Source organism: Micromonospora sp. NPDC047134 (assembly GCF_040643455.1).
In the GTDB taxonomy this organism is placed as follows: Bacteria; Actinomycetota; Actinomycetes; order Mycobacteriales; family Micromonosporaceae; genus Micromonospora.
Genome location: NZ_JBEYUI010000037.1, coordinates 1 through 14874 on the forward strand (window position 1 = coordinate 1; position 14874 = coordinate 14874).

Here is a 14874-nt window from a genome sequence, read left to right on the forward strand (position 1 = left end):
ATGCTCGCCGACCGGCCTCGCGGCGACCGGCTGGGCCGTCAGCCCGCGCGCCGTGTTACCCCGAACACCGTGAACGTTTGTGGTCATGGCACTAGGCTGCTCATGCTCGGGCCAGGACTGCCGGGGGGTGGGGATGGGCAGGGGCGTGATGCTCGGCGCGGTCGGCGGGCTGTTCTGCCTGCTGGTGGTGCTCGTGCTCGGTTGGGGGCTGGTCGCCTACAACCGGTTGGTCCGGCAGCGCAACCAGGTGCAGGCCTCCTGGGCCCAGATCGATGTGCAGCTCAAACGCCGCTACGACCTGATCCCCAATCTGGTGGAGACCGTCCGGGGCTATGCGACACATGAGAACGCCGCCCTGACCGGGGTGATCGCTGCCCGCAGCGGGGCGATCGCGGCAGCCGGTGCCCCTGCGGTGGTCCACCGGGCGGAGGCGGAGAACACCCTCACCCAGGCCCTGGTGCGACTGTTCGCGGTCGCCGAGGCGTACCCGGAGCTGAAGGCCAACCAGAACTTCGCGTCCCTTCAGGGCGAGCTGGCCCGCACCGAAGACAAGATCGCCTACGCCCGGCAGTTCTACAACAGCGCGGTGTTGACCTTCAACACGAGTGTCCAGTCGATTCCCACCAACCTGGTAGCGAACCTCGGCGGGTTCCGACCGACGGAATACTTCCAGGCCGACGGGGCGGAACGCGCCGCCGTCCAGGTCCGGTACTGACGGCGAGAGCACCACAAGGGAGGCCGGGTTGTTCGTCGAGATCGCGGTGATCGCGGTGGCGGTGGCCGGCTGGTTCGCGGTGTACGGTGCCATCCGGTTCGCCACCCGACCGGCCAACCCGACACCGGCGCCGGCCACCATGGAACTCGGCGACGAACCACCGGCCCTGGTCAACCTGCTGGCCAACCGGTGGACGGTCACCGAGGACGCGGCCGAGGCTACCCTGCTCGATCTCGCGGCCCGTGGCTTCGTCGAGCTGCGCCAGCCGGGCGACGACCCGATGCACACCACCCTGCATATGCCCGCCTCGCCGCCGGACGAGACCGGGCTGCGTCCGTACGAACGCCGGGTGCTGAACCGGGTGCGAGGGCTGGCCGCCGGCGGGGCGCTGCCGTTGACCGCCCTGACCTTCCGCGACCAGGGCCAGGCCAAGGCGTGGAACAGGCGGTTCCGCGCGGAGGTGGTCGACCACGCGCGGCAGGCCGGGTTGTCCCGGCGGCGCTTCGGCCCGAGGGTTACCGCGTTGCTGTCGGCCGCCGCCCTGGTCGCCGGGGTGTTCGTCTGGCTCGCCGTCACCAGCTACGGAGTGTCGCACTCGGCGGGGGGCATCCGGGGTGTGGCCGCCGGGTTCTTCACTTTCGCGGTGCTGTCCAGCCTCGGCGCGGCCGCGCAGGGCGAGCGGGACACCCCCCGGGGCGCCGAGGTGGCGGCGCGGTGGCTGGGGGTGCGGGACTGGCTGCGGGGGCACGAGCAGTTCGATGATCTGCCCCCGGCCTCGGTGGCGATCTGGGACCGGTACCTAGGCTACGGCGCGGCACTGGGCGCCACCCACCTGACCAGCGCGGTCCTGGACCTGGGCATGGGCGATCGAAACCTGGTCTGGTCCTCGTACGGGGGCACCTGGCACCGGGTCCGGGTCCGCTACCCCCAGCGGACCCACCAGGGTCGCACCCTGCCGGGACTGCTGCTCAGAGCGGTGATCCCCGGCGGGGTGGCGTTCTTCGTGCTGAGACTCTTCGGCCCGGTGGCCGATCCCACCCCGAATAGCGACTATCCCGGCTCCCGGGCCTTCTCCATGGTCATCTTCGGCCTGGTCGTGGTGGCGGGGCTGATGCTGGCCCGGGCCGTCTACACGCTGGTGCGCGGGGTGGTGGACCTGTTCACCGAACGCACCATCACCGGCGAGGTGCTCTGGGTGCAGGTGTGGAAGTCGACCTCCCAGGGGGAGAACATGCCGTCCCGGCCCTGGCTGTACCACCTGGCGGTGGACGACGGCCGCGGAGATCGGACCACCGCCTGGGGGCTGCCGAGTCAGTGGGCCGGTCAGTGCCACGACGGGGACATCGTGACCATCCGGGTGCGGCCCTGGTCCCGACGGGTGGTCGGGTTCGCGGTGGTGGGCCACGGTCGGTCCCGCAACCTGGCCGAACCGGTCACCCACCCCAGCGAGATGTCGGCCGCGACCGGTGCCGAATCGCCCGTGTACCTGATCACCCCGGAGGAGATCGGCGAGGCGCTGGGCCTGGCGGTGCACGCCCCCGAGGCGGTCGACCTGCCCGGCCCGGTCAGCGGGGTGCAGTTCCGGGCGGCCGGGGACGGCCGGCCGGTGCTGACCATCCAGGCGGTCTCCGGTACGGCGGCGGAGTGGATCTGGCGGATCAACACCCGAGGTCAGGAAGTGCCCGGGGTGGGTGACGGGGCGTACCTGCGCGGTGAGCGGGCCGTGCTGCGCCTGGGTGACCGTACGCTGCTGGTGACCCTGCACGGTGCCGCCCGGTCCCGGACGGCCAGCCTGCCCTGGCTGCTGACCCAGGCCGCCACCCGGGCCTCGGCGGGCCGACCGGAGACCACCGGCTGACCGGATCATTCGCCGGTAGCCGGTCCACAGAGGGTCGCCCCCCGCGAGGTCTGCCAGTAGAGCACCTCCCGACCGGACCGGCGCTTGGTCACCAGACCGGAGTCGAGCAGCACCCGCAGGTGGTCACCGACCGAGCCCAGGGACAGCCCGGTGACCGAGGCCAGCTGCGAGGTGCTCAGCGGGCTGGTCAGCCGGACGAGGATGGCCGCCCGGTTCGCCCCGATCAGCCGGTCCAGCCCTTCCGGCACCGGTGGGGTGGTCTCGGCGAGGATGCCGGTGGCCGGGTAGACCATGCCGAACCGGGTAGGTTGGTCCCACAGCACCCAGCCCCGAACGCAGTGGGCCGGGACGAAGACCAACTCCTCGGCCCGGTCGAGGGGCAGTGGTGCCGCCGGATAGTCGTTGACCCGCAGGCAGCCGTCACCCAACCACCGCATCCCGGGGTTGAAGCCCGCCAGCACCCCGGCCCACCCCTCGGCGCTCAGCCGGGCGGTGCGGGCCACGATGTCGGCCTGGAGCCGACGTCGGCGGTTCGGCCACTCCGGCCGTACGGTGTGCCCCCAGACCCAGTCCAGCAGGAACACCACCTCGGCGGTCAGCCCGTCGGCGGACAGGATCTCCGGTAGCGGGCCGGGCCGGGTAGCCCGCAGGTCCGCGCGGATCTGGTCGTCGCCGCGTTCAGCGACGACGGCCAGTTCCTCGGCGAAGTCCGGTGCGGCCGTCGCGGGGGCCAGGGTGAGGAAGTCGGCCGTCCACCGTGGTTGGAAGGCCGCCGCCAGCACCGCCCGCAGGGTCGCCCGCCGCGCCAACATCTGTCGGTACGCCCCGAGGTGCGGCTGTCGCCAGGCGTGTTGCCAGGGACGGGCGGGGTGGTGCAGGGCCCGCAGCGCGGCGACCGTGTCCGTCATCGGCGAGACGATGAACCGGCTGCGCGCCAGCAGGTCCACCGGTACCCGCCAAATCGACATGTTTCGCCTCCAGCCGTAACTCTACGGGTACGCCCCGGACGCCACGAGGATCGTGCCGGTGAGGACCTACTCGGACCTGTTCGCCGTAGCCGAATTCCGCAACCTGTTCGTGGCCAACTGCGCCGGCATCGCCGCCCACACCACCTCGGCGCTGGCCCTGGGCTCGCTGACCTATGCCGCGACCGGCTCCGCCCTGCTCACCGCTCTGAGCATGTTCGGTGCACCCCTGGCGGGCGTGCTCGGCAGCCTGACCCTGCTCTCGGCGGCGGACAGCCTGCCGCCGCGTCGGGCCCTGGGCCTGGCCGCGCTGGTCGCCCTCCTGGGGGCCGGACTGCAAGCCCTGCCCGGGCTGCCGTTGTGGGCCCGGTTCGCGGTCATCCTGATCGTCGCGTACGTCGGATCGGTCACCGGGGGTGCCCGCTGGGCCCTGATCAACGACATCCTGCCCGCCGGTGGGTACGTGCTGGGCCGCTCGGCGATGAACGTCAGCGTCGGGGTCATGCAGATCGCCGGGTTCTCCGCCGGCGGGCTGCTGCTGGTGTGGCTGAGTCCGGACCAGGTGTTCGGAGTGGCCGTCCTGCTGCGGGCGGTGGCGCTCGCGGTCACCCGCCTCGGGCTCAGGGAACGTCCCGCGCGGGCCACCGGAACCGCCTCCACCCGCCGTACCCTGCGGGTCAACCGGCAACTGTGGCGGGACCCGGGCTGCCGGTCGCTCTACCTCAACCTGTGGCTGCCCAACGGTCTGGTGGTCGGCTGCGAGGCGCTGTTCCTGCCGTACGCGGGCCAACGGGCCGGTTTCCTCTTCGCCGCCGGGGCCTTCGGGATGCTCGCCGGTGACGTCCTGGTCGGACGCTTCCTCTCCCCGTCCGCGCGGGACCGGTGGGTGCTGCCCCTGCGGCTGCTGCTCCCGCTGCCGTACCTGGTCTTCCTGGTGCAGCCGGCGCTGCCGCTGGCGATGCTGGTCGCCCTGGTCGCCTCGGTGGGTTTCGCGGTCTCGCTGCCGTTGCAGGAGCGGCTGATCGCCCGGGCCCCGGCCGAGGCGCGGGGCCAGGTGCTGGGTCTGAATCACAACGGCACGATGACCGGGCAGGCGGTGTTCGCCGCCCTGGCCGGGGTGCTGGCCGACCTGGTGCCGACCCACCTGGCGGTGGCCGCCCTGGCCGGCTCCTCCCTGGTCATGACGGCCCTGCTCACCCCGGGCCTGCGCGGCACCCATCCGGTGTCGGCAGAGACTCCGGAGTCGACCGGACCCAGCCGGGTCGGGGGCGGGCCCGGATGAGGGCGGCCGATGTATTGACTTTCGTCATGCATGCAAAAAGATGTATGGGTCTTGGCTGAAGCTGTGCCGTCGTGAGGATGAACTGATGCGTCGTCTCCCCAGGACCCCCATCCGGGTCACCTCCGGGCTGCTAGCGCTCCTCCTGGCCACGGCGGTCGGGATCCTGGTCGGTGCGGCCCCGGCGGCGGCGCACGGCAGCCTGGCGATGTCCACCCCGAAGGCCGACGCCACCGTGACCGAGCCGCTGACCAGGGTGCAGCTCTACTTCACCGAACAGGTGGTACCGAACGCCCACTTCGCGGTCACCGCACCGGGTGGCATCCGGATCGACAACGGCTGGACCCAGGGGGAGCCCCGCCCACTGGACCAACCGGTGCGCGAGTACTTCCTGGTCGACGGCACCTTCCAACCCCGGGAGTACACCACCGGCTACCCGGCGGTGGTCAACCTGGCCCACCTGCCGGCGACCGGGCGGTACACGGTCAGCTACCTCTCCGTGGCCTCCGACGGGGAACCGGTACGCGGCACCCTGAGCTTCCGCTACACCGGGCCGGTGACCCCGGCCCCGGCCGGATGGCGCCCCCCGACCGATCAGCCGGACCCGGCCCTGGTGGCCGCCGTCGACCAGCACGGGCACGACGCCGAGCCCGCACCCGCCTCCGCCGTCCCACCGGCCTCGGCACCCCCGGCCGCCGCCCCGACGCCACCCGCCGAGGGCGGCCTGAGGGCCGGGGCCTGGACGGCGGTGGCGGTGGCGGTCGCCGTCGCCCTGATCGGCCTGCTCCTCTGGCGCCGCCCCACCCTGGCCGCCGGGTTGCTCCACCGCCCGAGCCGTACCGCCCCGGGTCGCCGCCCCGCCACCGGCTCCCGCCCCAAGGGAAAGAAGAAGACCACCGCCCGCTCCGGTGCGACCGCTCGCTCCGCTGCGGTGACCCCTCGTTCTGGCGCGACCGCTCGCTCCGGTCCGGCGACCGCAAAACCCGGGCGAGGCGGTACCGGGTCGGACCGGAGCGCTACCGGGTCGGATCGGGGCATTACCGGGTCGGATCGGAGCGCTACCCGGTCGGATCGGGGCAGCACGGGCGAGGCCGGGGCGGCCGACCGAAAGGGTGCGTCTGTCGTCGCGGCGACCCGGCCCCGGCCGTCCGGCGACCCGGTCACCGTCGGCCTTCCGGCGGCTGCCGAGTCGGCGGCACCGACGGAATCGTCGGCGTTGGCCGACGAACCCGTGCCCACCGACCGGTCCAGCAACCTCCGCCTGGCCCTGCTCGTGGGTGGGTTGGTGATCGCCCTGTTGGCCGGTTTCGGGCTGGGCCGGATCGGCGGCGGCGAGCAGCCCGGCAACACCGGGGCCCGGCCGGGGGACCCAGGGGTACCGGCCGGATCGGCCGCCGAGGGGCACCAGCACCCCCCGGGCACCGGGGCACACACCCACCCCGGGGAGGACCAGGTGGCCGGGGCGGGGGTCAGCGCGGCCGGCTACACCCTGCAACCGGTGCAGCGGTCCCAACCCCCCGGGGTGCGGGTGGACTACCAGTTCCGCATCGTCGACGGCAACCGGCAGCCGGTGACCGACTTCGCGGTCGTACACGACAAGCCCCTGCACCTCATCGTGGTCGGCCGGGACCTCGGCGGCTACCAGCACCTGCACCCCAGCATGGGCGAGGACGGAGTCTGGCGGGTGCCCCTGGAGTTGCCCCGGGCCGGTGACTACCGCCTGTACGCCGACTTCTCCGTCACCACGGCTGACGGCCGGCAGCTGCCGCTGGTGCTCGGGGTCGACCACCAGGTGCCGGGGGTCTACTCACCGGCACAGTTGCCCGCCCCGGCGCCCCAGGCCACCGCCGGGCCCTACACGGTGTCGATGGACGGTGCGCCGACCATCGGGCTGAGCGCACCGATCGTGCTCCGGGTGGCCGGTGCCGCCGGGCCCGCCGAGTTGCAGCCCTACCTCGGGGCGTACGGGCATCTGGTCGTGCTGCGGGAAGGGGACCTGGGCTATGTGCACGTGCACCCGGAACCGGAGGTGGTCGACGGGGCGGTCACCTTCTGGCTGACCGTGCCGAGCCTCGGGCGGTACCGGGCCTTCTTCGACTTCCAGGTGGACGGCAAGGTGCACACCGCGGAGTTCACTCTGGACCTGAGCTGAGCAGATCCACTGTGGCAGCGAGCGGGCTGAGCACTGGGAGCGCTCACACCGGACCTTCCGGGAGATGTTGCTCGTAGATTTCGCCGAAGTGTCGATCAGGGTCTTGACGATCGTTGTTAGCGCTAACACCATAGGGGTCCCGTCACGCTCGCGTCTGGAGCCCGCCATGCACGTGCCCGTCGCCGCTGCCGCCGACCCCTGCCCCGACTCGTCTCGCCGCACCCCGCCGCTGCTGACGATCGTCCGCACCATGACTCGCCTGCTGCGCCGGATGCGGCCAGGTCGGCAGGGTCTGGGGGTGGCCACGGTCGGCACCCTGGTCGGCGCCGCCGCCCTGGTGCCCGGTGCCGCCGCCCACGCCGACCAGCCCTGGTCGCCCCGCTCGTCGTACACCTCGACCGACCGGGGCGACGGCACCTACACGGTGCCCCTGCTGCGCTCCGACGTGCCGGACATCAGTGTGGAACGGGTGCCGGCCGCTGAGAACGACGAGGGCCGGGACATCTACTACATGATCAGCACCACCATGCACCTGAGCCCGGGCGCGCCGATCATGAAGTCCTACGACCTGGTCAACTGGGAGATCGTCAACTACGTCTTCGACCGGGCCAGCATCGGCGACTCGTTCTCCCTGCGCAACGGCCAGAACTCGTACGGGCAGGGCCAGTGGGCCTCCTCGCTGCGCTACCACGAGGGCATGTTCTATGTCGCCTTCAACACCAACAACCTGAGTGGCGCGTACATCTACCGCACGGACGACATCGAGGACGGGGCCTGGCAGCGTACGGCGTTGGGCCGGGGCCTGCACGACCCCTCCCTCTTCTTCGACCACGACGGTACGCCGTACATCTTCTACGGCAACGGCACCATCAGCGCGGTACGCCTCAACGCCGGGCTGACCGCCATCGTGGCCGACTACCCGAACGTGTTCAGCGCCAACGACTACGCCGGTCAGCCCTTCATCGGCGGCCTGTTCGAGGGCGCCCAGTTCTACTACATCGACGGCCAGTACTACGCCGTCATCATCACCTGGCCCTCCGGTCAGGGCCGCCAGGTGGTCATGCTCCGCTCACCGGAACTGCTCGGCCGGCACACCGCCCCGGGTGGGACGAACACCTGGCAGGCCCGCGGGGTGCTCAACTCCAACGGCTTCGCCCAGGGCAGCCTGGTGCCGATCGCCCGCACCGGCGGCGCGACCGACTGGTACGGCATGTTCTTCCGGGACACCTTTCCGATCGGCCGGATCCCGGCCCTGATCCCCGCCACCTGGGCCGACGGCTGGCCGACCTTCGGCGACAACGGTGTGGTGCCGGTCGAGGGCGGGTTCGACAAGCCGATCCGACTGAGCCCTGCGGAGGAGCTGTTCGAGCGGCAGAAGAGCATCGTGGTCTCCGACGACTTCGCCAACGACGCGCCGCACAAGGCGTACCTGGACGAGCAGTGGACCATTCCCACCCCGCCGGCCGTCGACGAGTCCCTGCTCGGGGTCGAACTGCTGACCAACCCCGGCTTCGAGTCCGAGGAGGTGTCGCCGTGGGCCGCGCAGTTCGGGGCGACCCTGACCCGGGACACCGCCGACCCGGCGACCGGCGCGGCGGCGCTGAAGGTCGGCAACCGTACCCTCAACGGCTCCGGCCCCCATCAGTACCTCGCCGGCAAGCTGCAGCACGGGGTCACCTACACCGTCTCCGCGAAGATCAAGTACACCTCGGGCCCGAGCAGCGTACGGTTCAACCTGGTCGCCGACTGGGGCTCCGGGGTGCAGGTGATGACCTTCGGCACCGTGCCTGCCGGGCAGTGGACCACCGTCACCGGCCAGTACACCCTGCCGGCCTCGGCGAACGTGAGCAACGTCAAGTTCGCCGTGGAGACCCCCTGGGCCAACCCGCAGCCGGCCTCCTCCAGCGTGGAGTACCTTCTCGACGAGGTGTCGATCGTCGGGCAGCGCTCCAGCATCGAACACCCCACCGAGGCGGAGATCCGGCCCAACGGGTCGCGGCTGGACATGGCCTGGGAGTGGAACCACGCCCCGGACAACCGGTACTGGTCGCTGACCGACCGGGAGGGCTGGCTGCGGCTGACCACCGGCAAGGTGGTGACCGGCGACTACGTCTACACCAAGCTGTCCAACCGGGCCGAGCTGGCCTGGTTCGAGGAGGCCCGCAACACCCTGTCCCAGCGGACCTTCGGCCCCCGACAGTCCGTCGAGACGAAGATGGACATCTCCCGGATGCGCGACGGGGACGTCGCCGGGCTGGCCGCCTACAACCGGGGCTTCTCGTACGTGGCCGTCAAGCGGGCCGGTGGGGTGAACACCCTCGGGGTGGTCAACCGGGGTCAGCCCTTCGCGGTCGACCTGGACCAGTCGACCCTGGAGAACTTCCTGCCCGGCACGACGGTCGCGCTCGGTGAGGCCACCGAGGTGCACCTCAAGGCCGACCTGGACTTCGCCGCGCCGACCGGGCAGCTCTGGACCACCTTCCACTACAGCCTGGACGGGCTGACCTGGACCCAGTTGGGCAACCGGGTCGGTCCGCAGGTCCTGGACGGCAGCCTCGCCCACTTCATGGGTCACCGGGTCGGCCTGTTCAACTACGCCACCCAGCAGACCGGCGGGCAGGTCGACTTCGACCACTTCCTGCTCAGCGACACCCTCACCGCCCAGAGCCGGCCCCTGGACACCATCGCCCTGGACGCGGCCATCGCCCACGCCGGCACCCTGGACCAGGCGCAGTACCCGGCCGAGGCCTGGGCCGCGATGCGGGCCGCCCTGGCCGCCGCGAGCGCAGCCCGGGCCGGTGAGTTCGGCACCCAGAACCAGATCGACGCGCCCGAGCGGGCCCTGAGCTACCACCTGGCCCGGCTGGGGGTGCTGCGGGATTCCGTCGAGCTGCCGGTCACCGTCAGTGCGCAGACCCGGTGCGTCGCCGGCAAGGCGTACCTGGCGGTGCAGGCCCGCAACGACCACGACGGTCCGGTCGAGGTGGTCGTGGAGACCGCGTACGGCCAGCGCAGCTTCCCGGCCGTCGCCCCGGGCGCCAACGCCTTCCAGCAGTTCACCACCCGGGCGACCGCCATACCGGCCGGTACGGCGACCTTCCGGGTCACCGGCACGGTCGAGGGTCGGACGGTGACCACCGTCCGCACCGCGGAACACGCCGCCACCACCTGCGGCGGCTGACCCCCTGAGCTGCCCCGGGGCCGGACCCACGCCGGCCCCGGGGCCCCCGTCCCACGTGAAGGAGGGCATTTGTGACACCCCATCTGCGAAGGGTGGCCCGTCGCCGGGTCGCCGCGGTCGCGGCGGCCGGCCTGCTGCTGGCCGGTTTCGTGTCCGCGGCACCGGTCCAGGCCGCCGAGGCCGACCTCATCGTCAACGGCGGCTTCGAGCAGGGGCTGACCGGCTGGTTCGTCAACAACGGCAACGCCACCGACGCCGCGACCCTGACCCCCACCAGCGACGCCTACTCCGGATCGAGCGCGGTGCACGTCACCGACCGGGCCACCACCGGCTCCGGCCCGATGCAGGACCTCTCCGGCAAGGTGCAGGCCGGGCAGACCTACGCGCTGAGCGCCCGGATCAAGTACGACAACCCGCAGTCCCCGGCGACGAAGCAGTTCTTCGCCACCATGCACTACGGCGGCGGCACCTACACCAACCTGGTCAGCGTGACCGCCACCCGGGGTCAGTGGGCCCACTTCAACGGGCAGTTCACCATCCCGGCCGGGCAGGGGGTGTCCACCGCACGGCTGTTCTTCGAGACCCCCTGGACCAGCGACCCGGCAAGTGACCCCAACCTGCACCTGATGGACTTCACCCTCGACGAGGTCTCCGTGGTCGGCGCCCCGCCGCCCCCGCCCGCCTCGAAGACCATCGAGGTGGTGGGCAAGCTGCCCGGCGAACACAACCCCTTGATCGGGCACAAGTTCGGTGCCGACGGGTACGGCTTCGTCCACGACGGCCGGGTGTACATGTACATGACCAACGACACCCAGGGGTACGCCCCGAACCCCACCACCGGGGTCTCCCCGGGCATCAACTACGGCGACATCAACCAGATCACCGTGATCTCCACGACGGACATGGTCAACTGGACCGACCACGGTGAGGTCCCGGTCGCCGGCCCCAACGGTGTCGCGCCGTTCACCAACAACTCGTGGGCGCCCGGCATGGCCAAGAAGGTCGTCGACGGCCAGGAGAAGTTCTTCCTCTACTACGCCAACGGTGGCGGCTCCAGCAACGTGATCACGGGTGCCTCGCCGGTCGGCCCGTGGACCAGTGAGCGCACCAGCACCCTGATCGACGGTCGTACCCCCGGTGCCGAGGCGGTCGCCTGGAAGTTCGACCCGGCGCCCTTCGTCGACACCGACGGCGAGCCGTACCTCTATTTCGGTGGGGGTCCCGCCTCGACCAGCATGCCGGCGGCCGAGCGGTTCAACAATCCGAAGAACCTGCGCGCGATCAAGCTGGGTGACGACATGGTGTCGACCGAGGGCACCGCGGCTGTGGTGGACGCCCCGGTGGCCTTCGAGGCCGCCCAGGTGTTCAAGCGCGACGGCAAGTACTACCTGTCGTACTCCTCGCACTTCGGCGGCAGCGACTTCGGGGGCAACCAGACCCCGCTGCCCGGCTACCCCGGCGGCGGCCAGATCGGCTACATGATCTCCGACGACCCGATGTCCTGGCCCAAGGAGACCTACGCCGGGGTGCTGTTCCCCAACCAGTCGCAGTTCTTCGGCACCGGCACCGGCGGCAACAACCACCAGTCGGTCTTCGAGTACGAGGGCAAGTACTACTTCACGTACCACGCCCCGACCCTGAACAAGCGGATCAACGGCAACACCACCCAGGGCTACCGCAGCCCGCACATCCAGGAACTGGCCTTCAACCCCGACGGCACCATCCAGCAGGTGGTCGGCACCTACGCCGGGGTCGAGCAGGTCCGGGACTTCGACCCGTACCGGGTGTTCGAGGCGGAGACCTTCGGCTGGAGCAAGGGCATCGCCACCGCCAAGGTCGACGGCGGCTCCGCCGAGTTCGGTGGCTCCGCCCCGAACCTGGTGGTCCGCGACATCGACAACGGGGACTGGACGGCCCTGTCCTCGGTGAACTTCGGCTCCGGCGCTGGCAGCGTGACCGCCAGGGTGCGCCCGCTGGCAGCCGGTGGCCAGATCCAGGTGCGCCTCGACGAGGTAGCCGGGCCGGTCGTGGCGACCATCCCGGTGGAGGGGACCCTCGGCGAGTGGACGGAGCTGACCGCCTCCCTGGAGGGGGTCTCCGGGGTGCACGACCTCTACTTCACCTTCAGCGGTGCCGCCGGGGCCGACCTGTTCGAACTCGACACCTGGCAGTTCACCGCCGCCACCGACCAGCTGCCGGTGACCGCCACCGCGCAGACCCGGTGCATCGGCGCGAACGTGTACCTGGCGGTGCAGGCCCGCAACGACCACGACGGGCCGGTCGACATCGAGTTGGAGACCGCCCACGGCAAGCGCACGGTCTCCGGGGTGGCCGCCGGGGCCAACGCGTACCAGCAGTTCAACACCCGCACCGCTACCCTCACGGCCGGATCGGTGACGGTCCGGGTCACCGGCTCGATCGAGGGCCGGACCGTGACCACCACCCACACCGTCCCGCACTCGGGCGCCACCTGCGGCGCCTGACCGACCCTCGGGCAGAAACGGAGCATTGAATGGACACAGGCAAACGCGGGCGGCTGCTGGCCGCCGGTGCCGCCGGCACCCTGCTGGTCGGCGCGGTGGCGCTGGCCGGGCCGGCCCACGCCGAGCCGGGTGACGAGACCGGGGTGGAGGTGACCGTCGAGATCGAGGAGATCCGGCAGCCGGGTGTCCTCGCCATGTCGGTCGCCGCCGACTCGGTGGCGTTGTCCGAGGACGGGTCGACCCTGCTGGTCCGCCAGTTCACCGGCAACCTGCCGACGGTGACGGTCACGGACACCCGTACGGCCGACGAGGTGCCGGCCGGTGCCGCGTGGGCGGTGCTGGGCAGCGCTACCGATTTCGTCGGTGACGCCGACCAGGCCCCGATCGGTGCCGGGCACCTGGGTTGGAAGCCGAAGCTGATCGAGGGTGGGGACACCGGTCTGGTCAGCGCCGGTGAAGAGGTCGTCACCGTCGTGGACGAGCCGACTCAGCCGGGTAACAACGTGGGTCTGGTGGACCAGGAGCTGCTGGTCTCGACCTTCGATTCGGGTGCGGTGACCCCTGGCGAGTACACCGTCGACGCGGATCTGTTCCTGCGTACTCCGGCGGATGTCGCCGCGGGTGCGTACACCTCGACCCTGACCCTGTCCCTGTTCGAGTAGGAAGCCGATCGTGGGGGCCGCGCGGTGCGGGCGGCCCCCACATCCGGTGCGGGATCGACGAAACCGATCCGGGCGCGGCTACGTCAGATCGGCATGACAACCACACGCTACGGGCGACTGGCCGTCGTTCCCCTGCTGTTGCTGGCGTCGGCGGCCTGCGGGCAGCAGGCCGCCGACGGTGCCGGGGACTCCGGCGCTCCCGAGAAGTCCTACTCCGCCGACGCCGTGGTGTTCCGGATGGACCACGTCGGCGGGTTCACCACCCCGGCCATGCTGGCCACCCGACTGCCCGCGATCAGCGTCTACGGCGACGGACGGGTGATCACCCAGGGGCCGGTCAACCTGGTCTATCCCGGTCCGGCCCTGCCCAACCTCCAGGTCGGCACAATCAGCACCGATGAGCTGGAGAACCTGATCAAGGCGGCCCGGGAGGCCGGGGTGGGTAAGGTCAGCGACCTGGGCAGCCCGCCGGTCGCCGACGTCCCCGCGACCCGGTTCACCATCTTCGACGGGACCAGCACCGAGCAGTTGGAGGTGCAGGCGTTGGACATGGGCGCCGACCCCGGCGCCGACCCCGGCCAGGGGGTGACCGCCGAGCAGCAGGCCGCCCGGGACAAGCTACGGGCCTTCGCCGAGTCCCTGACCACGGAAACCGGCCCGCTGGGCAAGGCGACCACGGACACCCAGGCGTACGCGCCGACCGCCGTCGCCGCCGTCGCCGAGGACTACGTGACCAACTCCGAGGTCGGCGACCAGCCCGAGGCGGCCTGGCCGGGCCCGGCGCTGCCCGGCGCCGAGCTGAGCAAGGACCTGGGCCTGAGCTGCGTCACCGCCACCGGCGATCAGGCCAAGCAGGTGCTGGCCGCCGCCGCCAGCGCCAACACGGCCACCCCCTGGGTCTCCGAGGGCAAGCAGTGGACGGTCCACCTGCGGCCGCTGCTGCCGGACGAGACCGACTGCGGCGACCTGGCCAGCAAGCGCTGACCCGGCGTCCGGGGCGGTCGGGCGCTGACCCGGCCGCCCGTGGCACGCTGCACTAGGCTGCACCGCGATGAACCCGCCCGCGCGCATCCTGGTCTACGGGGTCCACGGCTCCGGCAAGTCCACCCTGGCTCACCGGCTGGCCGAACGGCTGGGGTTGCCCTGGCACCCGGTCGACGACCTGCTCTGGGAGCCGGGCTGGGTGGAGGTGCCGGTCGCCGTGCAGCGCAGCCGGATCGAGGCGATCTGCCGGCGCGAACGGTGGATCCTCGACGGGGCCTACCACGGCTGGCGGGACGTACCCCTGTCCCGCGCCGACCTGGTGATCGGTCTGGACTATCCGCGTGGACTGTCCTTCCGCTGGCTGCTGCGGCGCACCCTGCGCCGACTCTCCACCGGGGAGGTGATCTGCAACGGCAACCGGGAGTCGCTGGGCAGCGTGCTGGGCTGGGACTCCGTGCTGCGCTGGCACCTCACCGGGTACAGCCGGGAACGACGCCGGATGCGGGCCTGGCAGCAGGACCCGGCCGGGCCCCCGGTGCTGTTGTTCGACACCCCGCAGGCCTTGGAGCACTGGCTGGCCGGCCTGCCCGGGTAG

General features: G+C 71.6%; 10 protein-coding genes. 9 read left to right on the forward strand and 1 reads right to left on the reverse strand.

The genetic code is table 11. From position 1 onward, the window contains the following. The first annotated feature begins 133 nt into the window (after positions 1-133). Entirely contained in the window at positions 134-715 is a 582-nt protein-coding gene (locus ABZ795_RS27120) for a LemA family protein (RefSeq protein WP_357532392.1), read from the forward strand. Between the two features lie 28 nt (positions 716-743). Next, a complete protein-coding gene (locus ABZ795_RS27125; protein WP_357532393.1) occupies positions 744-2573 on the forward strand; it encodes a hypothetical protein in 1830 nt (609 codons plus the stop codon). Between the two features lie 5 nt (positions 2574-2578). Here the strand turns inward: ABZ795_RS27125 and ABZ795_RS27130 are convergent, their stop codons facing one another. Continuing rightward, positions 2579-3541, reverse strand: a complete 963-nt coding sequence (locus ABZ795_RS27130; RefSeq protein ID WP_357532394.1) for a helix-turn-helix domain-containing protein — start codon at positions 3539-3541, stop codon at positions 2579-2581. 58 nt (positions 3542-3599) lie between these two features. On the opposite strand from ABZ795_RS27130, the gene ABZ795_RS27135 reads away from it, so the two are divergent. The 7 genes from ABZ795_RS27135 to ABZ795_RS27165 all read left to right on the forward strand — a co-directional run bounded on the left by ABZ795_RS27135 (position 3600) and on the right by ABZ795_RS27165 (position 14874). Next, on the forward strand, positions 3600-4820 hold the full coding sequence (locus ABZ795_RS27135) for an MFS transporter (protein ID WP_357532395.1): 1221 nt from the start codon (positions 3600-3602) through the stop codon (positions 4818-4820). Positions 4821-4905: 85 nt separating this feature from the next. After that, positions 4906-6969, forward strand: coding sequence for a copper resistance protein CopC (locus ABZ795_RS27140; protein WP_357532396.1), 2064 nt, complete (start codon positions 4906-4908; stop codon positions 6967-6969). A gap of 166 nt (positions 6970-7135) precedes the next feature. Beyond that, complete coding sequence (locus ABZ795_RS27145; RefSeq protein WP_357532397.1) at positions 7136-10150, forward strand: family 43 glycosylhydrolase; 3015 nt, start codon at positions 7136-7138, stop codon at positions 10148-10150. Positions 10151-10221: 71 nt separating this feature from the next. Beyond that, positions 10222-12633, forward strand: a complete 2412-nt coding sequence (locus tag ABZ795_RS27150) for a family 43 glycosylhydrolase (RefSeq protein ID WP_357532398.1) — start codon at positions 10222-10224, stop codon at positions 12631-12633. A 29-nt stretch (positions 12634-12662) separates the two neighbouring features. Further along, positions 12663-13295, forward strand: a complete 633-nt coding sequence (locus ABZ795_RS27155; protein ID WP_357532399.1) for a hypothetical protein — start codon at positions 12663-12665, stop codon at positions 13293-13295. 93 nt (positions 13296-13388) lie between these two features. Continuing rightward, positions 13389-14279, forward strand: coding sequence for a hypothetical protein (locus ABZ795_RS27160; RefSeq protein ID WP_357532400.1), 891 nt, complete (start codon positions 13389-13391; stop codon positions 14277-14279). Between the two features lie 67 nt (positions 14280-14346). Beyond that, entirely contained in the window at positions 14347-14874 is a 528-nt protein-coding gene (locus ABZ795_RS27165; RefSeq protein ID WP_357532401.1) for an AAA family ATPase, read from the forward strand.